This window comes from Helicobacter salomonis (assembly GCF_900197775.1).
GTDB lineage: Bacteria > Campylobacterota > Campylobacteria > Campylobacterales > Helicobacteraceae > Helicobacter > Helicobacter salomonis.
Genome location: NZ_FZMA01000014.1, coordinates 1 through 22,329 on the forward strand (window position 1 = coordinate 1; position 22,329 = coordinate 22,329).

Annotated in this window: 22 protein-coding genes and 1 tRNA gene; 19 read left to right on the plus strand and 4 right to left on the minus strand. The window is 44.2% G+C overall.

From position 1 onward, the window contains the following. The first annotated feature begins 8 nt into the window (after positions 1 to 8). From C6H04_RS08335 to C6H04_RS08100, 11 genes are all read left to right on the plus strand, one after another. Complete coding sequence (locus C6H04_RS08335) at positions 9 to 251, plus strand: zinc ribbon domain-containing protein (protein ID WP_438940240.1); 243 nt, start codon at positions 9 to 11, stop codon at positions 249 to 251. Positions 252 to 326: 75 nt separating this feature from the next. After that, entirely contained in the window at positions 327 to 1,415 is a 1,089-nt protein-coding gene (gene lpxB, locus C6H04_RS02720) for a lipid-A-disaccharide synthase (RefSeq protein ID WP_104732258.1), read from the plus strand. A gap of 91 nt (positions 1,416 to 1,506) precedes the next feature. Further along, a complete protein-coding gene (gene eno / locus C6H04_RS02725; protein ID WP_104696113.1) occupies positions 1,507 to 2,772 on the plus strand; it encodes a phosphopyruvate hydratase in 1,266 nt (421 codons plus the stop codon). Next, positions 2,772 to 3,257, plus strand: coding sequence for a shikimate kinase (locus tag C6H04_RS02730; RefSeq protein WP_104732259.1), 486 nt, complete (start codon positions 2,772 to 2,774; stop codon positions 3,255 to 3,257). The genes eno and C6H04_RS02730 overlap by 1 nt, the downstream gene beginning before the upstream one ends. A 198-nt stretch (positions 3,258 to 3,455) precedes the next feature. After that, positions 3,456 to 4,304: a sulfite exporter TauE/SafE family protein gene (locus C6H04_RS02735; RefSeq protein WP_438940239.1), complete on the plus strand. Its 849-nt coding sequence runs from the start codon at positions 3,456 to 3,458 to the stop codon at positions 4,302 to 4,304. Beyond that, entirely contained in the window at positions 4,304 to 5,098 is a 795-nt protein-coding gene (locus C6H04_RS02740; protein ID WP_104732260.1) for a glycosyltransferase family 25 protein, read from the plus strand. The genes C6H04_RS02735 and C6H04_RS02740 overlap by 1 nt, the downstream gene beginning before the upstream one ends. After that, positions 5,073 to 6,098, plus strand: coding sequence for an A/G-specific adenine glycosylase (locus C6H04_RS02745; RefSeq protein WP_104732261.1), 1,026 nt, complete (start codon positions 5,073 to 5,075; stop codon positions 6,096 to 6,098). Before C6H04_RS02740 ends, C6H04_RS02745 begins: the two co-directional genes overlap by 26 nt. Continuing rightward, positions 6,091 to 6,732 carry a copper response regulator transcription factor CrdR gene (crdR, locus tag C6H04_RS02750; RefSeq protein WP_104732262.1) on the plus strand — a complete coding sequence of 214 codons (642 nt, stop codon included), beginning with the start codon at positions 6,091 to 6,093 and terminating at the stop codon, positions 6,730 to 6,732. The genes C6H04_RS02745 and crdR overlap by 8 nt, the downstream gene beginning before the upstream one ends. Continuing rightward, entirely contained in the window at positions 6,729 to 7,919 is a 1,191-nt protein-coding gene (locus tag C6H04_RS02755) for a sensor histidine kinase (protein WP_104732263.1), read from the plus strand. Before crdR ends, C6H04_RS02755 begins: the two co-directional genes overlap by 4 nt. Before the next feature lie 145 nt (positions 7,920 to 8,064). Then, positions 8,065 to 8,523, plus strand: coding sequence for a hypothetical protein (locus C6H04_RS08095; protein WP_233711832.1), 459 nt, complete (start codon positions 8,065 to 8,067; stop codon positions 8,521 to 8,523). Beyond that, a complete protein-coding gene (locus tag C6H04_RS08100; protein ID WP_233711833.1) occupies positions 8,474 to 9,022 on the plus strand; it encodes a BspA family leucine-rich repeat surface protein in 549 nt (182 codons plus the stop codon). Before C6H04_RS08095 ends, C6H04_RS08100 begins: the two co-directional genes overlap by 50 nt. 252 nt (positions 9,023 to 9,274) lie before the next feature. Here the strand turns inward: C6H04_RS08100 and C6H04_RS02765 are convergent, their stop codons facing one another. Continuing rightward, a complete protein-coding gene (locus C6H04_RS02765) occupies positions 9,275 to 11,254 on the minus strand; it encodes an ATP-dependent helicase (protein ID WP_104732264.1) in 1,980 nt (659 codons plus the stop codon). A gap of 9 nt (positions 11,255 to 11,263) precedes the next feature. Continuing rightward, entirely contained in the window at positions 11,264 to 11,830 is a 567-nt protein-coding gene (locus C6H04_RS02770; protein ID WP_104696106.1) for a YceI family protein, read from the minus strand. A 307-nt stretch (positions 11,831 to 12,137) separates the two neighbouring features. Between C6H04_RS02770 and C6H04_RS02775 the strand changes: the two genes are divergently transcribed. The 8 genes from C6H04_RS02775 to murG all read left to right on the plus strand — a co-directional run bounded on the left by C6H04_RS02775 (position 12,138) and on the right by murG (position 21,704). Next, a complete protein-coding gene (locus C6H04_RS02775; protein ID WP_104732265.1) occupies positions 12,138 to 13,022 on the plus strand; it encodes a hypothetical protein in 885 nt (294 codons plus the stop codon). 75 nt (positions 13,023 to 13,097) lie between these two features. Continuing rightward, positions 13,098 to 15,536: an SIR2 family protein gene (locus C6H04_RS02780; protein ID WP_104732266.1), complete on the plus strand. Its 2,439-nt coding sequence runs from the start codon at positions 13,098 to 13,100 to the stop codon at positions 15,534 to 15,536. A 94-nt stretch (positions 15,537 to 15,630) separates the two neighbouring features. Continuing rightward, the gene (locus tag C6H04_RS02785; RefSeq protein ID WP_104732267.1) at positions 15,631 to 16,659 is read left to right on the plus strand and encodes a hypothetical protein; all 1,029 of its coding nucleotides are present in this window, start codon (positions 15,631 to 15,633) and stop codon (positions 16,657 to 16,659) included. Between the two features lie 9 nt (positions 16,660 to 16,668). Further along, positions 16,669 to 18,453 (plus strand): AAA family ATPase, encoded by a 1,785-nt coding sequence (locus C6H04_RS02790; protein WP_104732268.1) that lies wholly within the window; start codon positions 16,669 to 16,671, stop codon positions 18,451 to 18,453. 3 nt (positions 18,454 to 18,456) lie between these two features. Beyond that, a complete protein-coding gene (locus C6H04_RS02795; protein ID WP_104732269.1) occupies positions 18,457 to 19,959 on the plus strand; it encodes a hypothetical protein in 1,503 nt (500 codons plus the stop codon). A 94-nt stretch (positions 19,960 to 20,053) separates the two neighbouring features. Further along, positions 20,054 to 20,144: transfer RNA gene (locus C6H04_RS02800), tRNA-Ser, on the plus strand. 72 nt (positions 20,145 to 20,216) lie between these two features. Continuing rightward, positions 20,217 to 20,627 (plus strand): flagellar assembly protein FliW, encoded by a 411-nt coding sequence (gene fliW, locus C6H04_RS02805; protein WP_104696101.1) that lies wholly within the window; start codon positions 20,217 to 20,219, stop codon positions 20,625 to 20,627. A 3-nt stretch (positions 20,628 to 20,630) separates the two neighbouring features. Beyond that, the gene (murG, locus tag C6H04_RS02810; protein ID WP_104732270.1) at positions 20,631 to 21,704 is read left to right on the plus strand and encodes an undecaprenyldiphospho-muramoylpentapeptide beta-N-acetylglucosaminyltransferase; all 1,074 of its coding nucleotides are present in this window, start codon (positions 20,631 to 20,633) and stop codon (positions 21,702 to 21,704) included. On the opposite strand, the gene C6H04_RS02815 is transcribed toward murG, so the two are convergent. Then, complete coding sequence (locus C6H04_RS02815) at positions 21,695 to 21,970, minus strand: competence protein ComB (protein ID WP_104732271.1); 276 nt, start codon at positions 21,968 to 21,970, stop codon at positions 21,695 to 21,697. The two genes, murG and C6H04_RS02815, sit on opposite strands and share 10 nt — an antisense overlap. Continuing rightward, positions 21,970 to 22,239 (minus strand): TrbC/VirB2 family protein, encoded by a 270-nt coding sequence (locus tag C6H04_RS02820; protein WP_104696098.1) that lies wholly within the window; start codon positions 22,237 to 22,239, stop codon positions 21,970 to 21,972. The genes C6H04_RS02815 and C6H04_RS02820 overlap by 1 nt, the downstream gene beginning before the upstream one ends. Positions 22,240 to 22,329: the final 90 nt, after the last annotated feature.

The window sequence follows — 22,329 nt, forward strand, 5'->3', positions numbered from 1 at the left end:
TAGCTTTCATCAAAAGCGATGCTTTTGTTCCTAGCTCTAAGGTCTGCTCTAGTTGTAGGACACTCAAAGAGGATTTGAGCCTAAAGGATAGAGTATTTAAATGCTTAGGCTGTAGCTTTTCTTTGGATAGAAATTTAAATGCCAGTATAATATTCATAGAGAGAGGGCTTAACTCTTGGAGTAGAGGAGCTAAGACATGCTTAGCATGCAAGTCTCTGGTAATCTTGCAAGCCACTAAGCCAAGCAACTAAGCTAGGGGAGTGTGTTGAGTAGCTATCTTTAGCAACTTGATGTGCTAGTTTTTAGAGATCGATAAAGGATGGAGTTTGAAGATACTTGTGAGTGCACTAGAGGTGAGTGCTAATGTGCATTTAAAGGTTTTGCGTACTTATCTTAAAAATGTTGAATGGTTGGGTATTTACGACGCGCTAGAACCTGAAGATCAGCCTCTATTTAGCCCTAGACAGTTCTCCATCATGGGGTTTAAAGAGGTGGCACTTAAACTAAGTTTTTTTTATAAGGCATTGCGCCAGATGAGTGCGCTCTGCGCACAAGCCGATCTCGTACTCTTAATGGATTCGAGCTCCTTCAATATTCCTCTGGCTAAACGCATTAAAGCGCGCACCCCGCATAAGCATATTATCTACTATATTCTCCCCCAAGTGTGGGCATGGAAGAGTTACCGTGCCAAGATTTTAGAGCGCTACTGCGATCAATTAGGGGCTATTTTGCCTTTTGAGTTGAGTTATTACTCCCATAAGGCAACTTATGTCGGCCACCCACTTTTGGATGAAATTCCCTTGTATAAAATCCGCCCACAAGGGCATGGAGTGGTGTTTATGCCCGGTAGCCGTCAGCAAGAAATACGCGCGATTTTTCCCATTTTTGTAGAAGTGGCGCGCGCTCTACCCGGTTTGCGCGTGTTAGTCGTGCCCGCAAGTCTAAAAGGAAGTGATTTGGAGGTGCTCTATGGCAAGGACATCGCCCTATTTGAGATCTCCTACAACGCACCCCAAAGCCTCTATGAGGCTGAATTTGCCTTCATTTGTAGCGGTACGGCTACTCTGGAGGCTACTTTGATTGGCACGCCCTTTGTGCTTGCCTACAAAGCTAAGGCCTTAGATTTTTTCATTGCAAAGCGCTTGGTTAAGCTCACTTGTATCGGGTTAGCCAATATTTTTTACAATGCCTTGCATCATGAGCGACCGGGTCGTGGGACAACCATGCTTCACCCCGAATACATTCAACACGGCTTGCATGCGCAAAATTTATTACAAGCATATAGCACAATGGATCGCGTCCACTTTGTGCGTGAATCCCAACGCTTGCGTGCCTATCTCCATACGGGAAGTGCACAGAGTGTGTCAGAGTGGATTAAGAAAGCTCTTGGCAATCCTTCTACACATTCAAAGTAGCGTGTCTTACTGGCTGAGGATGGGTGGGATTTCTGCCAAGAACGATTCAATTCGGTTCTGCTAACATGCCCGCATTTCAAAAGGAGTATAGATGCAAATTCAACATATTAATGCAAGTCAGATTCTAGATAGTCGGGGTAATCCCACCCTAAAGGCTAAGGTGGTGCTGAGTGATGGGAGTGTGGGCGTAGGCATTGTGCCTAGCGGGGCAAGCACGGGCAAGAGAGAAGCCTTGGAGCTTAGGGATGGCGACGCGCAAAAGTTCTTAGGCAAAGGAGTCTTGCAGGCATGCCATTTTGTCAACCAGCAAATCAACACAGCTCTACAGGGCAAAGACCCCTACGATCAAGCAGGCGCAGATGCGAGCATGCGGGCTTTAGACAACACTCCTAATTACGCACATTTAGGGGCGAACGCGGTTTTAGGCGTGTCTATGGCGTTGGCACGCGCCAGCGCGCAATCTCTACGCCTGCCCTTGTATCGTTATTTAGGGGGACTTAACGCACGCGTGTTACCAGCTCCCATGCTCAATGTGATCAATGGGGGGGTGCATGCGAATAATTCTTTAGATTTTCAAGAATACATGATCATGCCCTTGGGGTTTGAAAATTTTGCCCAAGCTTTGCGCGCAGGAGTGGAGGTTTATCACCATCTCAAAGCGATGTTGGCTCAGGCTGGGCATAGTGTAGGCGTGGGAGATGAAGGAGGGTTTGCACCCAATTTTAAGAACAACACTGAACCCTTAGAATGGTTACTTAAGGCGATTGAAAAGGCAGGTTACAAGGTTGGGGAACAAATTGCCTTAGCCCTAGATGTTGCTAGTAGCGAGCTTCTCACAAAAGAGGGGCGTTACATGCTCTCTAGTGAAGACAAAGCCTTAGAAACAGAGGAGCTGATTGAATACTATGGCATGCTCTGCCGTGAGTATCCCATTGTTTCTATTGAAGACGCGCTAGGTGAAGAGGATTACGAAGGATGGGCGCAACTGACTAGTAGCTTGGGGCACAAGGTCCAACTTGTGGGAGATGACCTTTTTGTAACGAATAGAACGCTTTTGCAAAAAGGCATTGACTCCAAGTTAGCTAACGCTATTCTCATCAAACCCAACCAAATCGGCACCCTTTCTCAAACCCTAGAAACAATCCGACTTGCCCAGCGAGCGGGTTATGCCTGTGTGATGAGTCATCGCAGTGGAGAGAGTGAGGATAGTTTTATTGCCGATTTTGCCGTAGCACTCAACACAGCGCAGATTAAAACAGGCGCGCCCGCGCGCGCAGAGCGCACTGCCAAATACAACCGCCTCCTAGAAATTGAAGAGGAGATGCAAGGGGAATATTTGGGGGCCAAACTCTTTTAATGAAAATATGGCTCATTGGATTTATGGGGAGTGGCAAAAGCACCATTGGGAACTTACTCGCCTCTGAGTTGGGCTATCCCTTGATTGATACGGATTTGGTGATCAGCCAAGAATGTGCCCTGAGTATTACAGAAATTTTTACACACTATGGCGCAGCGCATTTTAGAAATTTAGAAGCCCAACTGATCGCACGCCTTCAAGAGGTATCCCCATGTGTGGTAGCAACAGGGGGAGGAATGCCCATTTACAACACACTAGGGGAGGGAGTGGTGTGCTATTTGCATACCGATTTTGCGCACCTGCATGCGCGACTCTTACAAGATAACACCCCCCGCCCCCTTTTTCAGGACACCCAAACCCTCCACCAACTCTATTTAGAGCGCCTACCCATTTACACCCGCATCGCCCAATACCGTATCAATGCAAACCAACCCCCCGCTCAAGTGGTGACTGAGATACTGAAATTCTTAGCATTCATATCCTAAAGTATGCGGATGGTTAGCGTTAATGTTATTGCGCTATAATGCCCGCTGTCGGGATACCATGCTGTATGACACTGAGCGTGGGTTGTGGGTTTTTAGACCTCGTATTTTGTAAATCTCTACTTTATTAGGAGCGAGTTTGTTAAGACCTCTTGAAGTTGCGCGCGTGCAATGTCTTTGCCAATCACCAGATACTAGATCATGATCGCTGCGCTGGAAAACACAGAGGCCCTCGTTCTAGGTGTAGTGGGGTTGATTACAGGGATTACGGCAGGATTCTTTGGCATTGGAGGGGGTGAAATCGTTGTGCCAGCGGTCATTTTTGCAGGCTTTAGTTACAGCCATGCCGTAGGGATTTCTCTAGCTCAGATGCTCTTTTCTTCTCTAGTAGGCTCGCTCATCAATTATAAAAAGGGTTTGCTAGATTTACAAGAAGGGGTGTTTGCGGCCATAGGAGGCTTAATAGGGGCTCTTTTAGGGAGCTTTTTACTCAAATTTATTGATAATCGTATTCTGATGGCCGTGTTTGTAGTGGTGGTGTGCTACACTTTCATAAAATACGCCTTTGGACACAGAAACCAGCAACATAAGCACTTTCAAACAGCACACTTTCATATGCACTCCCAAAAAAAGCCCTTTAACATCTCTATAGGGCCATGGCATCTGAGTAAAACCCATGCAATTTTAAGCCTAGCAGGTTTGATTACGGGTATTTTTTCCATTCCACTAGGCATGGGTGGAGGGATTTTAATGGTGCCTTTCTTGGGTTATTTTTTAAAATATGACACCCAAAGAATCGTGCCCTTAGGGTTGTTCTTTGTGATTTTTTCTTCTCTCTCAGGAGTGATTTCTCTATACCATTCAGGGGTGCTTGATAGTCGTGCGCTGCAGGCAGGCTCTATAACGGGATTAGGGGCTCTCTTGGGGGTGGGCATAGGTATTAGGTTAATTATGTTAGCCAATGAGCATATCCATAAAGTCCTTTTGCTCTGTATTTATCTCTTAAGTATTCTAGCCACACTCTACAAACTCATAGAGTCCTTGATCTAATGCGTGTTTTTGTTATCCACCTCTCTAAAGCCACCTGTACCCAACATGGTTTACATGAGCGCGATATTACACCGCTTTTAGAAGCCCTATGCACCCAAAAGCAACATCAAATAGAGGTTTTTGATGCGATCTATGCTAGGAGTGATGGAGGCTTGCACCCTTTGGTGCGCGCCCATGCACAAGCTTATTTTGTGCGTCCTGATGTGGGGCTTGCTAAAGACTTCAAAACATGGCCAGAAGCGTGCTATTATGCACTCAAATTCAGGGGTAAAATGATGAGCTTGAGTGAATTGGGTTGTTATGCGAGCCATTACACACTTTGGCAGCACTGCATAGATTCCCAAGAACCTCTTTGTATTTTAGAAGACGATATCACTCTACAACCCCATTTCTTTGAAAGCTTAGAGTTTTTACAATCTAATTTGGCCTCTTTGGGCTGGGCGCGCTTGATGCACCTATTTGATTATGCCAAAACTCCCACAGCGACTCCCGGAGTGCAAGAAATCAAAGAAAACACATGCGGGAGTGGCGCACAAGGTTATTGTATCACTCCTAAGATAGCAGCTGCATTTTTAGCTGTGAGCAAAAAATGGGTCATGCCTGTGGATTGGGTCATGGAAAATCACTATGTGCATGGTATTCCAAATCTTGTCCTTGAACCTTTTAGTATCGTAGAAAATCAGTCCCTAAGCACTCAGGGCAATATCGCAAGGGAAGATAGCCACTATGACATCTTCTTGCGCCTTCTGAGAGAGTTGAACCGCTTCTATGTCAGACTCCAAGACTCTAAATAATCTTGTAGGGCTTCAAGAAGCCTTGCTCAAATGGTATACTCAACACGGGCGCAAGGACATGCCCATCCGTCATCTAAGTGGCCCTAATGCCCCCTATCAGATTTATGTTTCAGAAATTATGTCGCAACAAACCCAAATTAATGTCGTGCTAGAGCGATATTTCACTCCTTTCCTAGAAACTTTTCCCACTTTAGAGGCTTTAGCTAGCGCTCCCTTAGAGCATGTATTGTGCTTGTGGAAGGGACTAGGTTATTACGCACGGGCTAAAAATTTACACAGAAGCGCGCAGATTTGTTGCCAACAATACGACGGACAACTCCCTCAAGACTATGCCCTATTGCGTGCCCTACCCGGTATTGGGGCGTATAGCGCACGCGCGATCCTCTGTTTTGGTTTTAGGCAGACAATAGGAGTGGTAGATGCCAATGTGGCTAGGGTATTGATGCGCCTATTTGCCATCGTGCCCAAGCAAACTAAATTAGCTTCTCTACTCCAAGAGCGCGCTGATACTTTTGTCAACCCGCTCAACCCCTTTGATCACAACCAAGCTCTCATCGATTTAGGCGCGCTTGTATGCACTAAACAACCCCAATGTGGTGCATGTCCTCTAAATTTTGCATGCCAAGGTAAGGACGCGCTAGAACAATTCAGTATCTTCAAAAAAACTCCCAGTATTCCTTTGGATTTGCATTGTGGAGTATGCGTAGAGGATAAACAGATTTATCTCCACTATGCGACACAGGGTTTATACGCCCATCTCTATCAGTTTCCCCTTTTAAAAAACCAGGAGCTTGTCGCTCTCCCCTTGCTAGGGAGTGTAAGGCATAGCTACACCAAGTACCGCGTGCGTGTCATGCTTTACAAGGCTAAATTGGAGGACTTACAGCCAGAGGGATTAAGACAGATTGATCTCAATAATTTGGATCGCATTCCCATCAGTGGGCTGGGCGCAAAAATCCTAGCACTATGGCGTAAATCCATGCCATCACTCCATGACTAGACGCGTTTTTTTACTCGAAGACGATGTGCTCTTGCATAGTTTGATCAAGGATTTTTTAGAGCAGGCGGGTTATTGTGTCATCGGTGCTTACGACACTCCAAGCGCTTTGGAAATTTTGAGCCAAGAATCTTTTGATCTCTTGGTGCTAGATGTGCAACTACCCGGTAGTGCCAATTTTGAAACCCTGCAGGTGGTGCGCGAGTTGGAGATTCAAGCTCCAGTGGTGGTGATTAGTGTGTTGGGCGATATCGCTTCCTTGAGAAAAGCCTTTAGGATTGGAGCGAGCGACTATCTCAAAAAGCCCTTTGACCTAGAAGAGTTACAGGTGAGAATCGAGCGTCTATTGGTAGCCCAAAAGATCACTATCAACGCACACACACACTATGAAAACGGAGTGTTGTGCGTGGGAACAGAGCGATTTTTTCTCACTTCCAAAGAGAGGCAATTACTGGAATTCTTTTTACAACACCCCCACCAAGTGCTCAGTAGCGATCAGATTATCGCCAATGTGTGGAGCTATGAGAGCGGGGTGGATCATTCCACTTTACGCACCTATATCAAAAATTTACGCAAACTCTTAGGCAAAGAGAGCATCCACAATGTCAAGGGTTTAGGGTATTATCTTTGTCTATGAAACTCAATAGCTACCAACGGCAATCTCTATGGCGTTTTTTGGGAATTTATTTGGGTTCTTCGTTTGTGTTGATGGGCACAATCGCGCTCCTGTTTTTATTCTATGAGAAAAATGCACTCTTACATAATATCCAGCAACACATGCAATTACAAGCAAACAATCTTGCCCAAGATATTGTGCTCGAACACATGGAAGCCACGCCCAACCCCTTTGAACGCCTCGCCCTCAAACACAATACTCTAGCTTTCGTGCTCTTAGACGCGCAAAACAAAGTTCTTTACAAGCACAATTTTCTAGGAGGTAGTAGTTTAGTCTTCTTTGGCGCGGCCAAAAACTTCCCCCTATTTTTAGAGAAAGAGGACGCATTTTATTTGGTAGACAACAAGACTTTCGGGCATCTAGGTGTGATCACACTCATTTTACAACATCCTAAACCCTCTCATCTTTTTGCCCCGCTTTATCGCTCTATTTTCTTGGTCTTGCTGGGGGCTTGCGTGTGTGTGGGTGTGATGGCGTATTGGCTAGCACGGCTATTTTTAAAACCTATCAGCGATGAGGTAGCGCGCTTGGACCGCTTCAGCAAGGACATCGCCCACGAACTCAACACCCCCATTGCCGCCCTATTGATGAGTGCAAAACATTTGGCGCGTCACACCCCCCAAGCCTTAGGGATTTTAGTAAGCGCGCGGCGCATTTTCTACTTGCATCACCAATTAGCCTATCTTTTCATGCAGGATTTGCGCCGCGATGAACCCAGTTTATTAAACCTGCAAACTCTGGTAAGCCAACAAATCAGTGCCTTTGCCGATATGGCGCATTTCTACCAAATCCAACTCACCCACGACTTAGCCCCTAAGATTGTCAAAGCCCTAGAAGAGGACATGGTTACTTTGGTAAGTAATCTGTTAATGAATGCCATCAAATACACCCCTCCTAAGGGCGCGGTGCATGTGCGTTTGCGAGACAATCTTAGCATTAGCAATACCGGGCAAGCTTTAAGCCCCCAAAGCATAGAGGCCTTGAGCATGCGCTATGCGCGCGGCACACACACAAAAAAAGGGTATGGGATTGGCCTAGATTTAGTCAAAAGCATTTGCGCGCAATACCACCTCAGCCTTGAGGTCAGCAATGAGGGCTCTTGCAATGTTTTTAGTGTGCGTTTTCCAGCAAAGAATATGTTAGAATAGCCCCCTATTCTATTAATTGGGAGGATCACCATGCAACGAGTCTTAGAAAAGTTAGAACAAGAAATCAAAGCCGCCAAGCGCGCATGCCGCTTGGGTAAGAGTGTGTTAGAAGAGGGACTAGAAGTTTAAGGCAGAAGCTCAAGAATTGCACACCAAGTTTAGTGCGCTAGTAGAGGCACTCACACATGTCAGCAAAGCCTTAGATGAGCATTACGCTAGCCTAGAGGACGATACAGCCTTAGAAGAAGTGTTAATCTTGCTTAAGCGTGTTAGAGCTAGGATCAACACGCCCCTGGCCAGCCTAGAGCAAGCCAGCACAGCTAAGGAAGCTTTAGACTCTCTAGCTAGCCTAGAACAAAGTGTTTTAGATGTAGAAGGCGTGTTAGTTACCCTAAAAGAACACCCAACCTTAAGCACCCCTGCTAGCCCCAAAGCTGCGCCCAAAATGGCTAAAAAATATTGCCCCCAGAGCAAAGAAGAGCTTAAAAAGTTGGTGGCTGATGAGAGCGTGCATTTGGGGGAGATTGATATTAGTCAGATTACGGATTTGAGTTTTGTGTTTTCGCATTATTCGGGGGGGGGGTACGCCCGCTTTCGCGCGTAAAAACTTTGAGGGCTTAGAAACTTGGGACACTTCTCATGTAACAAATATGCGGGGCATGTTTTACAACGCCATACACTTTAACTACAAGATTTCTCAGTGGGATGTGTCTAAGGTAAAGGACATGAGCCACATGTTTCAATTTTGCGAGAATTTTAACAAATCGCTGGATGATTGGGATGTCTCTAATGTGGAGAACATGGAGGAGATGTTTTACGAGTGCGGACAATTCAACCAACCCTTTCAAAATTGGGATGTTTCTAAGGTAAAAAGCATGAAACGCATGTTTTTGGGTTGCTACCGATTTAACCAGCCACTAGGTGATTGGGATATTTTTAGTGTGGAGGACCTGGAAGAGATGCTAAAAGATTGCACAGGGTTTTATCAAGCTTTAGATAGGTGGAATTTCAAAATAGCACAGGCCAGAAATCGAGAAGCCATGTTTGAGGGCTTCACATACAACCCCATGTGTCTCCGCATAAAATTAACAGAAAATGACTAATCCTTGCTGTGGCTTAAGATTATGGGCTTAAGCTCTAAACCCCCACCTTTAAAAGCTAAGGCTATGCCTTAGCCCTCCAGCCTACCACAGCTTCTGCTATAATCTCTCTTATGCAAAACTTTCAAAAAATTCTATTCATTGGATCGGGTCCCATGTCTAGGGCAGGCGTGCGAGTTTGACTACTCCTCTAGCATTACCCTTAAAACTTGCATCTGTCTATCTAAATCCTCTGCTTGAGAGGTTTTAGACAGCTTACGATTTAGGGACAATGAGTCCAGCCTCTTTCAGGAAGCAGGAGGGTTCGTAATCGATGTTGCGCTGTTTGTCCTGTTTAGCATAGGAGAGGTAGAGATGGTCCTTAGCGCGCGTGGCAGCCACATAGAATAGACGGCGTTCTTCCTCTAGGCTTCCACTCTGTTTAGCCAGCTTGGTATTGGGAAAACGCCCCTCCATTAAATCGATCACATACACTTCTTGAAACTCTAAGCCTTTACTCGCGTGTACACTGAGTAAATGCACCCCCTCCCCGCTAGAGGCCTCCCTAGACCCTAGTACCATCGCATTCATAAAATCTTTCAAAGTAGCATAGGGTTTGGCTAGATTCACCAAGAGGTCTACCTTGACCTTAATTCTGTGTTGGGCGTCCTGCGCGCGGGTAGCGTCTATGCTACCATCTTTATTTTTGGCACGATCGGCACTGATTTTTTTGACAATCTCCATCCACCACGAAGATTGGGCAATTTTGGCAATACTGCTAGCAGGTTGGCATCCCCCTGCATGTTGGCAGAGTGTGAAGAGCGATCCTAAGAAGCACGCCATAGAAGGGGTGATCTTAGGGTGGCTTAAAAGAGGATGGGATTTAAAAGCAGGGGGCACATTGAAGCGTGCATGACTCTGCGCACTAAATTGCGCATCAAAGAGACCTATCTGCGGGGTTTTGAAAGGTTTTTGATCGTTGGGGCTCACCAAACCCCGTAAACTATCCCCATCGCCTAGTACCTGCAATGCATGGTAAAACTCCTTGCCTAACGCCGCGCCCACGCCCGGAGCATGGTTTAAGAGTTCCAGTGTGGCGACCATGTCCTTGGGGTGACTCAAAAACGCACATACATTGAGCATGAGTTTTATTTCTTTGCTCTCAAAGAAACTCAAGCCCCCCCTACGCTTGGAAGGAATCCCCAATTGGCGCAAAGAGGCTTCGCATCCATCAGCACTGGCATTATTTCTAAAGAGCACCGCTACATGGTCATACCCCTCTTTTTTGCGTGCAATATGGCGGGCAATTCCTTTGTATTGCATCATGAGTTCGTCGTATTCTAGGAGAGTGGGTAAAGAGGGACTGGCAGTTTTAACCACCTCGAGGTTTTTAGGATAAATGCGTGGGTTGTGCGCAATCACACGATTGGCTAAGTCTAAAATAGCCCGTGATGAACGATAGTTCTTCTTCAGGGTAAAGACGCGCGCACGGGGATACTTGCGCGTAAAATTGCTGATGATGGAGATATCCGCTCCATTAAAAGCGTAGATACTCTGATCATAGTCTCCAACGCAAAAAAGACTTGGTGGTTTGAGGGCATCCAAAATGGAATCTTGCAGGGGATTGGTGTCTTGGTATTCATCACAGAGCACCTCACTAAAATGCTGCGTGGGGGCGATATGCTGGCGGTAGAGCAAGAGGAGATCGTTGTAATCGACATATTGATACTCTTGCTTGATGGCACAGAATTGTTCCAAGATATTCTCGTAAGCTAGGGCATAGGGTTCTTGCTCTGGCTTACGCACACACAGCCATGTAGCAAAGTCTTGCGGGCTTTGCGCATTTACATAGAGAGAATACAAATCGTAAAGATGACTCGCGGTGTAAAAGTTATTTTCAACATTGAGTGGACAGGTTTCGATAATGCTCTTGAGCAAGACATGCAATTCTTTGGGCTGCTTTAAACTCAAATGCGCATGGAACTCTCTCAGATGACGATAAGCTAGCGCATGAAAAGTACCTGCTTGGATATGCTGGGCGTGTGGCGTGTAAATTGCTAAACGCTCCTTCATCTCCAAACTAGCCTTATTGGTGAAAGTTAAGAGCAAAATCTCTTGAGGGCGTGTTCCATGCGCCAAGAGGTGTAGAATACGCCCCACGATCGTAGAAGTCTTGCCTGTGCCCGCCGAGGCGATCACCAAATTATGCCCGAGCTTGGCCTGCGTTGCCTCTTGTTGTTCTAAATTGAGTTGCAAATAAACCTACTATTTTTGAGCGGCCTCTACCTCGATATTGAGTGCAATTGCGTCGCCTACGCTGTGGATAGAGGTGCTAGGAGCGAATTTGAAATCTGCGCGGTTGATCTTGCCATTGAGAGAAAAACCTAATTTCTTGCGGCCATTTTGCTGGGCTATGCCTCCAATTTCAGCTTGTAACACCACTTTATGGGAAACCCCTGCGATATTCAAGGTGCCCACTACACGCCCGCGCTTGGAGTCTAGCTTTTGATATTCATGCATTACGAAGTGGAGATCGGGGTATTCTGCGACCTTAAAGAAGTCATCCGAGCGCAGGTGCGTATCTCTCTTGGAGTTGCGCGTGTTGATGGAATCCGCTTTAATAGTGGCTTCTAATTTCTTAAAAGTATGGCTGGCTGGATCGTAATCGATGATTGCGCTGTAGTCCTGAAAATCGCCACGCACACTGCTAACCTTTAAATGTTTGACCTTAAAACCCACATGGCTGTGAGCCTTGTCAATTTCATATTCCTGGGCTACCAACCCAGCACTCAAAACACATGACACAAACAAACATTGTAAAACGCGTTTCACTGACTTCCTTTTTTTGTAAGATGTGGGGCATTATAACACAAACTTCTCAGTAAAACCAACATAGAATGCCTGCTACGCATTCAAATTGATTGCGCCACACCCCTATATCCTCACAATGCCTTAGCCTGCCTTTAAAGCTGTGGGGTGGTGGCTTTTATGTATAATGGGCGCTTTAAAAATATAAGGAGGCACTATAAAACTCGCTAAATTTGCTTTAACTTGTGATGGGGAGAAGATCACCAGCCTAGAACAGCTCAAAGAGCATTTTAATCTCTTAGATGTACTGGAGCACTACAAAACAAATACTTTGTGGCGTTGGCTTAGATCAAGGGGGTATCAAAATGAATTAGCAGGCATAGAGGCGATCACAGCTACGCAAGATACAGAGATTTTAAGCGCGCTATGTCAGGTGTTTGGAATAGAGGCAGATCAACAGATGATCCAAGAGACACCAAAAAATCACCAGCGCATGCAAGAAAACGAGGCATTAAAAGCGGAGCTTAAAGCATGTAAAGAGCAGTTACAAGCTTTGCAAGTTGCGCCTCCAGTTTCCGCTCCTAACTTTGGGGATTATTTCAAGTCTTACAACGCGCTTAAGGAAAAGTTTTTTAATGCTCAAGATTTTGAAAGTGGCAAGGCAATTTTGAAGGAGTTGGGCCAAGATTATACAGAGCTGTTTGAAATGGACAGGTATAACATCATCACTCCATTACGCACAAAGGTGCGATTACAGGGAGATAAACCTTCACTTGAACGCATTTTTTGGCTGTATCTCCTAGTCCATTTTTGGGGGTTCAAGTGGAAAAGCAAGCCGGATGCCTATGATGCCCGCCAATACTTTCAACCTGATTTTCGGGATATTATGCACTTTATGCAACCACAAAAACTTATGATTCCTCGAAAAGGGAAAGTGCATGTATTTGAAAAAGTAGTTTGTGCTAGTGGGGCATATAATTGGATAATCAGCCCCTATGATCTTAAAGTCGGTAGGGTAATTCGCTATAAATCTTATGGATTCTTGAGTAGATTTTCTGATGAACCTAAAGCTTGTGGGGATAATATAATGCTGTTTGAGGCGCAGTATCCTCATAAGCGTTGTTATCTACTCGAAGGTGCGGTAAAAATCAAAAGAAATCTAAACGAAAGTCGAAAGGAAGAAATCCCTCTGTTTTACATAGAAATCGAACTTTAAGGACTCCTGTGCTTACAGACTTGACCTATCAATCCAAAGAGCTTAAGATAAAGTGGGGTGTGTTGGGAGAGTTGGATGACTGACAATGAATACAGAAGTTTTATTGAAACATCTCTAGAAAATATCAGAAAAGCACACAATGAAAATTATTTGAGTATCTTTGCGGGGGCTGGAATCAGTGCTTTTTCTGGTTTGCCAAGGTGGGGAGAGTTAATAGATATTCTCAAAGAGAAACTTTATGGTTATGCAAAATCCAAAAAGTATGACACCTATTCCACATCTGCCAAGAAGCATATTGAGCAACATGGTTTTCTATCAGATGAAGATTTGATAAACCTAATAAAGATGCTTGAAAAAAAACTTTTTGATGATATTAAAAGAGATGGGGATTACACGGTTTTAGCCGAGAAGTTTTTCAATCAATTTGGGCATAATATTTACTATCATGTACTGAGAGAAGCACTAAAAACTCCGGATGGCAATAATGCCGAGCCAAACACCCTACATTTTGAAATTGTCAAGCTTAATCTTAAAAATCTCATCACAACAAATTGGGATAACTTATTCGAGTTAGCGAGTTCTAAAGTAAAGAAGCTATTTGACATTGTAGAGATGGATGCAAACATTGGAAACTCTACGGGTTTGCCAAAGCTTCTTAAAATACATGGAAGTTTGAATCGAAGGAATGTTGTTTTTCGAGAAAAAGACTATTTAGAATATAGTCATAATTTTCCCCTCATTGAAAATTATGTTAAAGGGGTATTCGCAACAGATGTTGTCGTCTTGATCGGTTATTCTTTGGGCGATCCAAATGTTAAACAAATCATTTCTTGGGTAAATTCTTGCTCGGATAATGTAAAGCCGATCTACTTCATCAAGACGAACGATCCATTTGAACGGATTGAATTTGAGTTTTACAAAAACAAAAATATTCATGTCTTGTATCTTAGTGAACTCTTTACGAAAAGACTAGATGAGAGGCGAGAGCGTAAAAGGGAACTAAAACATTTCTTTGAAAAAATTAAAGAGAAGTATAATGCAACACCAGTTCTAAGCAATGAAGAGATAGAGAAGATAAGGCATACTTTCACATGTTTTAATTCCACATGTCTTAATTCTAAAACTTTAGAGGAAAAAATTCGTACTCTTAGGAAGTCTAAAGAAATATCGTTTAAAGATAAATGTTTAAGATATTTTTTACTTTTTGAAAACCGTATCGATGACGAGAATATGTCGGAAATCGATAGAGAATACAAAAGAGGATTAGGAGAAGTTATTCGCAATGAAGAGCTTGAGATATGGTTTTCAAACGCATCCAATAGGTACTGGATGTTTTATTCTAACGAATACGATGGACTAGGTCATAATAAGTGGAATAAATTTTTATCAACATTAACATTAAGTGAGAGAAGTAAGTTAGAACATCTCATCCGGCTTGAGAAGTATTTTGAAAGAAAAGTTGAAAGAATCCGTTTATACTTGAAAGCCAGGAAATTTTTTAATGATAACGACAATAGCTTTGGAGAAGTGTTAGAAAAGCTCCACGAGTTTGATCGGACTAGAATTGGTAATTGTCTAACCATACCAAGGTTTGAGAGTTGCGGAACGGCTTATGCAAGAGCACTTGAATGTTGCTGGTATGAAATGAGGGGCATTCTAAAAACAAAGAAAGAAATGACTTCATTGTCTGTGCGTAAAGAAGTTTTCAGCTACAGCATTAGGTATTTCCGCACTAGAGAATTGAAAGATATTTTCTTGAGGTATTTTGAGGGTCTAACGCTTCGCATTGAAATCAATGAGGAATTTTTAAGGGAGATTTTCACAAATATTTGTTCTAAATTCAAACAGTATGGAGCTTTTACAACCAGGGGTAGCCGTTGGTTTGACAATTTCTTATTCTTGGCCTCACATTGTTCGCTCGCACAAAGCACTTTTGATAGGATAGTAGAAGAGGTTAATCATAAAATCCAAGCAAGAATAACGAGCCTTGATCAATATGAACAACTTGAGAAATTTGTACTTGAACAATCCAAAAATGATGTTCTTAGTCTGCAAAAGTGTTTAGAGGTCGTGCTGTCTTACCTCAATCTTTTTATTGAAAACAAAGCCGGGGGTTATGAAATAGAGGCGCGATCAATCTTTTCAAAGATTGTAGAAAAAATAAAAATTGTTGGTGAAGAATATAAAAATTTAATCACTGAGTTTGTAGACAGAGTTCACCAGTATGTCCGCATAGATGATAATGCAAAGCCTAGCTTTACCGATTTGTTGACCTCTAATCCTGATTTACAGGAAGATCTCAAAGCCATAATAAACAGCGATGAAGTTCAATATGGGGAAACTTTTCTCCCCCTCATCAAAGCTCTTTATCAATCTAGCAATGAGGATGTCAAAAAGGCCATAAAAAGAAAGTTGCGGGGTATTCTAAAACATAAGGATCAATACGAACAAACTAACAGGAGCGAAAAATATTGTAAATGGCTTGAAGAGTTGATTAAGAAACTAGATAGTTAGTTAGCTTCCATGTAGTTTGCACACTTTAAGTCTTTTATGCAGATTAAAAGGCAAAAAGTCCTATAATGGGGGCTTATTTTTTAAGGAGGATTATATGAAATTAGCTAAATTTGCCTTAACTTGCGATGGTGAAAAGATCACCAGCCTAGAACAGCTTAAAGAACATTTTAATCTCTTAGATGTGTTGGAACACTACAAAACTAACACCCTATGGCGTTGGCTTAGGTCAAGGGGGTATCAAAATGAATTACAAGGTGTGGAGGCGATCAAGGTAACACAAGATAAGGAGATTTTAAAAGCCTTGTGTGAGGTGTTTGGAATAGAGGCGGATTTGCAGATGATCCAGGAAGTGTTAGAAAACCGTAGAAACTTGCAAGAACAAGAAAACGAGGCACTCAGAGCAAAACTCAAAGCCACTCAAGCACGAGTGCAGCAATTACAAGATAAAACTCCATCTAAGAACCCTACCACTGCTCATGTCTCTAATTTAGCAGAATGTCTAAAGTCCTACTATGCGCTTAAAGAGAAGCTGTTTAACACCTCAAACTTGGAAAGTAGTAAAGAGATTTTTAAGCAGTTGCTAAAGGATTATGCTGACCTGTCAAAAATGGAGAGACTAGAGATACTCCGTTATTGTTACAACAAACGCCACGAAAATTACCATTTTCTCATTTTATTTTTTTATATGTGCCATCACTTGCTCAAAGAATACGAGTTCTTCACATTGCGATATTCTTTTAAGTTGGATGACCTGAAAATAGCAGAAACGATGAAGTATGTGAGATGGCTAAAAAAGGAGGATGCCATAGATCAAAATGCAATCATCTATGCTTGTTATTGGTTGAATCACGATTATTGCGATGAAGAGAGGGAATTACACGAAAGACTAGAAAGCTTCCCAGACAATTACATCCTGAACCTAGAAAGTTTTTTCTCCTATATCAATGAAGAATCAGAAAGGAATAGACTGCGGTATTCCACCATATGTAATGTCGGTACAAGGGGTGTTTTTTTTAGAAATGCCGTAAAGACGTATGACGTACGTACTGTGGCTCTTGTCATTCCCTCATCTGATGTAGCAATAGATATGTGTGGTAGTATTATCGAACTCCCCGCCCTTTAAAGGACTTCCATGCCCACATCCCTAACCCACCAACTCAGACAACTCATTGACACCCATGCCCCTATTCTCTACATGTCTTGCCAAGATAAGGACGCGCTAGATAGCTTGATCGCGCAAGTCAGAGGGGACAGAGAGTGCCTAGAATTTGACCACGCCTTAGGTGCGCTAGACTTTGCCACCAAAAGACCTTCAGATTTAAACAACCCCCAAGACCTAGAGAGCTTTTTATTAGGAGTCTACGATCGCCCCTTTGACCAAGAGCTCTTTATCGTGCTCAAAGACATCGATTTACAGCTAGAACAAAACCCCAAAGTGGTCGCCCTCTTGCAACGCATGGCACGCTATATCTTAAGCAAAGAGGATTACAGCGCAACTATCTTTATCTTCTCTAGCCATTTAGGCACACCCAACATTCCCAAAGAACTCGAGATTTACACCCGCATTTTTGATATTCCCTTCCCGGATAAAGCGCAAATTTTAGAAATCATCAACCGCTTTGTACAAGCCAACCACTTAAGCCTAGAACCCCAAGTAGCCAATGAGCTCGCCCTAGATTGCAAGGGCTTAAGGGGCGTGCAGATTGAGCAGATTTTGCGCTTGGCTCTTTATGAGCAGGGGTGCATTGATGCTCAAAGTCGGGATTTTGTGATCAAGGAAAAAGAACAGCGCATTAAAAAGACCAATCTTTTAGAAATGGTGCGCCCCAAAGAGGGCGAGGACTTAGCGCATATGGGCGGGTTAGAAAAGCTCAAGGCTTGGCTAACCAAGCAAGCTAAAATCATCGCCCATTTGGATTTAGCCATGCAAAAGGGCGTGGATATGCCTAAGGGCGTGCTAGTGGTGGGCGTGCCCGGGTGTGGGAAGTCTTTGAGCGCTAAGGCGTGCGCGGGGTTGTTCAAACTACCCTTAGTGCGCCTAGATGTGGGGCGTTTATTTGGGAAATTTGTCGGGCAGAGTGAGGAGAATATGCGCGCGGCTTTGCAACTAGCTGAAGCCATTAGCCCCTGTGTGCTCTGGATTGATGAGATTGAAAAGGCCTTTAGCGGGATGGGGGCTAATGAGGGCGCGCACGAGGTGAGCAGACGGCTATTTGGGCATTTCTTAACTTGGATGGAGGAGAAAAGTAGCATGGTTTTCATCGTAGCCACAGCCAATGACATCACCCGTTTTCCCCCCGAGTTTTTGAGAAAAGGGCGTTTTGATGAACTCTTTTTCGTGGATTTGCCCGGTGTAGCAGAGAGAGAACAGATTTTAAAAATCCATTTGCAAAAACGCCACCAAAACCCCCAAAATCTCAATCTAGCCAGCGTTGCCAAAGCGTGCGAGGGCTTTAGCGGAGCAGATTTAGAAAACCTAGTCAAACTTGCCGTGCAAGAAGCTTTTATTGAAAATAAAAGCCTAAACATTGACTTCTTGCAAAAAGCCTTAAAAGCCACCACACCCATCACCAAGACCATGCACGCCAAAATCCACGCCATTAGAATCCAAGCTAAGAAGTTGTGTTTGCAAAGTGCGGGCAATGCTGTAGTTGAGCAAGAGAGCGTGAGTGATAGCAAGACTTGTGATTATAGCACCACTCTAAGGGAAAAAATCCGCTTGAATGTGCGTAGAAAATTAGTGAGTGCTTTGGTGCGTTTAGATAAAAACGCGGGTGCAGAATACGATGCGAGTGAGATTTCTGACATTTCAACTATGTTGAATTTAGTGCAATCCATTGATGGTTTTTACACTTCTGGAAAAAGTAGCACGAGTTTTAAAGAACCTAAAGTCCTTGACTACGATAAAAGGGATTAAGACATGCAGTCTGATGTTCTTGTTTTAACCCCTCTGTCTAACTCCCTACCTACATTCACTCCCGAGCAAGCCCACGCTTTTAGCGCAATTCTAGGGCGTTTCTTAGAGGCACAAGAAAAAGACGGCATGGCGGGCATTGAGGCGCAATTAGCTATAGAGTTGCCCGAAAGTAATGCCAAGGCAATTAGAGAGGAGATAGAGGCAGAAGTTAAAATTTATGAGGCAAAAAAACAATCCCTAGAAAAAGCCCTAGAAAATGGACGCACCAAAGAGCAATGGCTGGCGAGCGAAATACACAGAGCCACCCAAAACCTAGCCACCCAAGAGGCTATGCCCTATCTGAATAACCTAGATCAGGCGATCCAGCAAGCTAACTATGAAATGCAAAGTGCCTTACTCACTAACGAGGGGGTGATTAGCCAAAACCCCAATTTAGATGGCTTGATTGCCGAGCAACAGCATGTGAATCAACATAATCTCAACGCTACTGCGAGAGGTTCAGAGTATCGAGCCGAGGTACTTACACCCGAGGGCAGATACACCAAAAATGGCGTGGATATTGTGGTAAAAGACGCAGAGGGTAAGATTGTTAGCCGCTACCAATCCAAATGTGGGCAGGACGCACAGAGTACAAAAGAACTTTTTGAAAAGGGCGACTATCGCGGGCAACAAAAATTAGTCCCTGGCGAGCAAAAGGCACAGCTAGAGGCACAAGGGCTTAAAGTTACGGACAAAATAGAAGCCCCCGATGGCACGACCAGCCAGCCTTTAAGCAAGGCAGAGGCTAAAGAGTTACAAACAAAAGCCCAACAAAAGAATGAAATCCCCCAAAAAGATTACAATGATTATCAAGCCAAAGATTTAGCTAGGGGTATAGGCAAAGAGGCGGGTAAAAGCGCACTCTATGGGGCAGGGTTTTCTCTAGGCATAGATGTGGTTTCACATATTTTTTCTGGAGAAAAATTAGACCAACAAAAGGTGCAAGAAATCACCAAGCGTGCCCTTGTCAGCGGAGCAGACACGGGGGCAAAGAGCGCGCTAGCTGCCACGATCAAAGTGGCAGCAGAAAAGGGGATTTTGCCTAAAGTGTTGGGGTCTAAAAATGTCTTTGTGGCGGTGGCTAGTACTGCCATAGAAAATATCAAAGTGCTTTACCAATACGCTCAAGGCAAACTCACTGGTGAACAGACGATTGAAAAACTCAATGAAACAACTATGTCCACCATGGCTGGTGTTGTTGCAGCGGCTAAGGGTGCAGAAGTGGGGGCAGCTATTGGAGCTTTTTTAGGACCAGTGGGGGCGGCTGTGGGTGGTTTTATAGGCGGAACACTTGGATATATGGCAGGTTCAGCAGTGGGACAGGGCATCGCTCAAGTGGCTAAATCTGTTGTCTCCACTGCAGTAAGCGCAGTTAGGTCTGTGGTGAATAGTGTTGTCAGTGTAGCTAAGTCTGTTGCTAGCGGAATTAAGTCGGTATTCAATGTAGTAGCAAGTGTATTTGGGTGAAGTTTGCTAGGATTATTACCGACAAATAAAGAAAGGTTGTCCTCTTAAGATGTCTGTTAACTTTAGATCGTTATAATGCGCCTTTGTGTCTGAAGGACAGGTGGGTGAGTTGGCTGAAACCACATCCCTGCTAAGGATGCGTAGCTGCAAGGTTACCGAGGGTTCGAATCCCTCCCTGTCCGCCACCTCCTCAAATCCCCTCGAGTTTTTGGAACGGCTTTTGCTGAAGAGTTAGCATATTTGCTTAAAGGAACAGCATGCATTACCAACTCAAGGCACCTATTCTTGGATTTGAAAATATCATGGAGGTTGAGCTCACTAAGATCGACGACCTCTTCAGCAAAGTGAGTAGCTTAGATGGCACGATCAGTCTAGTCTTGGCCAACCCTTACAAACTTAGAGAGTACAGCTTTAGCATTCCCAAGTACATAGAATTACTCTTAGAGCTAGACTCTAGCTCTGAAGTGGAGGTTTATTGCGTGGTCGTCGTCCAAAAGAATTTGGAAGATTCCATGGTCAATTTCCTAGCACCCTTGATCTTCAACCCCAATAATGGTTATGCCGCTCAAATCCCCCTCTCTATTATGGATTATCCAGATTTTGGGTTCAGAGAAACGATTAAATCCTTTGTGCCTCCTGTTCAGGCAACCTTACAGGCTAGCTATTAGGCCGTGCTTGCTATTAGCGGTGGGGGAACAGGGGGGCATTTGTGTATTGCCAAGGCTCTAGCCCAAGAGTTTAGAAGTCAAGGTCAGGAGCTCATTTATATTGGGAGCACCACAGGCCAAGATCGTGGCTGGTTTGAAAACAGCCCCCTATTTGTGGAACGCTATTTCTTGGAGAGTAGCGGGGTGGTCAATAAGGACTTTTGGAAGAGAATTCCAGCTCTGTGGGCACAACTTAAGGGGGCTAGGATAGCCCTAGGTTTGCTGAAAAAACACCGGGTGCGGGCTCTTATCAGTGTGGGTGGCTTTAGTGCTGGACCGGGCAGTTTAGCTAGTATCTTTTCGGGCACTCCTCTTTATGTGCACGAGCAAAACGCGATTCAAGGCACACTTAATAAATATGTCACTCCCTATGCCAAACGCGTTTTTGGTAGCTTTGAAAACCAGAATGCGGGGGCGAAGTTTTGTAAAACCCCCTACCCTGTGCAACAGGTCTTTTTTGAGAAAGCCCGTATCCGCAACCAAATTAACACGATTTTATTTTTGGGAGGTTCGCAGGGGGCTAGTGCCATCAACACATTTGCCCTCTCATGCGCAAAAGAACTCCTCCAGAGAGGTTTAAAAATTCTCCACCAGTGTGGCACACTTGCTTACGAGCGCGTGGCCACTCTCTATCAAGATTTGGGTATTTTAGACATGGTCGACTTATTTGCCTTTGAGCCAAATTTAGTGGAAAAAATGCAACAGGCAGATATTTGTGTGAGTCGGGCAGGAGCTAGCAGTGTGTGGGAGCTCTGTGCCAATAATTTGCCCGCTATGTTTGTTCCCTATCCTTATGCCGCCAAGAATCACCAGTATTTCAATGCCTTGGAATTTGAACAAGATAGTTTAGCTAAGATTGTCCTCCAAGAGGATTTACACCCCTCTCAACTTTTTGACTTCATTGAGTGGTTGCAAACCCCTAAAACACAAGGGTTGCACATTTCTCAAGTGAGCCTAAAGCTCAGAGAAAGGATAGCTGGCAACGGCGCGCGCGCGATTGTGGATCATATCTTGGCTGACCTAAACGCTCAGGCATAAAAATCATTGCTAGGGGTCTTGATTTGCGAGCGGGCAACTAGAATGTCGGCAATGTCCTCATCAAAAAACTCTAAAACACTGAAGAGCAGTAAAAACCCGGCATAGAGAAGTAAGGCGTAGAGAATACCCAACCATGGGAAGAGCACAAAGGGAATGAAGATGGATAAAATCCAAGATTTTGCATTGAGCCAAAGAAACTTGTCTTTTGTAGAAATTTCTTTGAGATTGGGCACAGACACCACTAATACGGGATAAGTAGAACCCATCAGAATAACTCCATAAACCATGAAGCCAAAGCAGGGGCCTTGAAAAAGAGCATGATCCCTAGCACCACTCCTAAGATTGTAAAGAAAATTTCACGCCAACGATCCAGATTGCGCCACACATAAAAGGCAATGCCGATGAAAATCAGCATTAAGATACCCTTAGCAGTGTTGCTCTTTAATTGAGCTTCGATTGCGCCAAAAAAGCTCTCTGCTCCCTGGGCCAGCACCATCCCCGCGCTAAAAACCCATAGTACCCAAAAACGCACCATCTCTCACCTCCTTAAAACCCTCATTGTAGTATGTCGACTACCCACGCCCTAAGGCCCTATCTCTAACTACGGGGAGCCTGTGACCCATAA

What these genes read in the sequence shown, in the direction of transcription:
- C6H04_RS02795 (WP_104732269.1), top strand. Translation starts at nt 18,457, where the DNA reads ATGCAGTCTGATGTTCTTGTTTTAACCCCTCTGTCTAACTCCCTACCT.
- C6H04_RS02755 (WP_104732263.1), top strand. Translation starts at nt 6,729, where the DNA reads ATGAAACTCAATAGCTACCAACGGCAATCTCTATGGCGTTTTTTGGGA.
- fliW (WP_104696101.1), top strand. Translation starts at nt 20,217, where the DNA reads ATGCATTACCAACTCAAGGCACCTATTCTTGGATTTGAAAATATCATG.
- crdR (WP_104732262.1), top strand. Translation starts at nt 6,091, where the DNA reads ATGACTAGACGCGTTTTTTTACTCGAAGACGATGTGCTCTTGCATAGT.
- C6H04_RS02730 (WP_104732259.1), top strand. Translation starts at nt 2,772, where the DNA reads ATGAAAATATGGCTCATTGGATTTATGGGGAGTGGCAAAAGCACCATT.
- eno (WP_104696113.1), top strand. Translation starts at nt 1,507, where the DNA reads ATGCAAATTCAACATATTAATGCAAGTCAGATTCTAGATAGTCGGGGT.
- C6H04_RS02785 (WP_104732267.1), top strand. Translation starts at nt 15,631, where the DNA reads ATGAAATTAGCTAAATTTGCCTTAACTTGCGATGGTGAAAAGATCACC.
- C6H04_RS02740 (WP_104732260.1), top strand. Translation starts at nt 4,304, where the DNA reads ATGCGTGTTTTTGTTATCCACCTCTCTAAAGCCACCTGTACCCAACAT.
- C6H04_RS02735 (WP_438940239.1), top strand. Translation starts at nt 3,456, where the DNA reads ATGATCGCTGCGCTGGAAAACACAGAGGCCCTCGTTCTAGGTGTAGTG.
- C6H04_RS02815 (WP_104732271.1), bottom strand. Translation starts at nt 21,970, where the DNA reads ATGGGTTCTACTTATCCCGTATTAGTGGTGTCTGTGCCCAATCTCAAA.
- C6H04_RS02780 (WP_104732266.1), top strand. Translation starts at nt 13,098, where the DNA reads ATGACTGACAATGAATACAGAAGTTTTATTGAAACATCTCTAGAAAAT.
- C6H04_RS02745 (WP_104732261.1), top strand. Translation starts at nt 5,073, where the DNA reads ATGTCAGACTCCAAGACTCTAAATAATCTTGTAGGGCTTCAAGAAGCC.
- C6H04_RS02790 (WP_104732268.1), top strand. Translation starts at nt 16,669, where the DNA reads ATGCCCACATCCCTAACCCACCAACTCAGACAACTCATTGACACCCAT.
- C6H04_RS02820 (WP_104696098.1), bottom strand. Translation starts at nt 22,239, where the DNA reads ATGGTGCGTTTTTGGGTACTATGGGTTTTTAGCGCGGGGATGGTGCTG.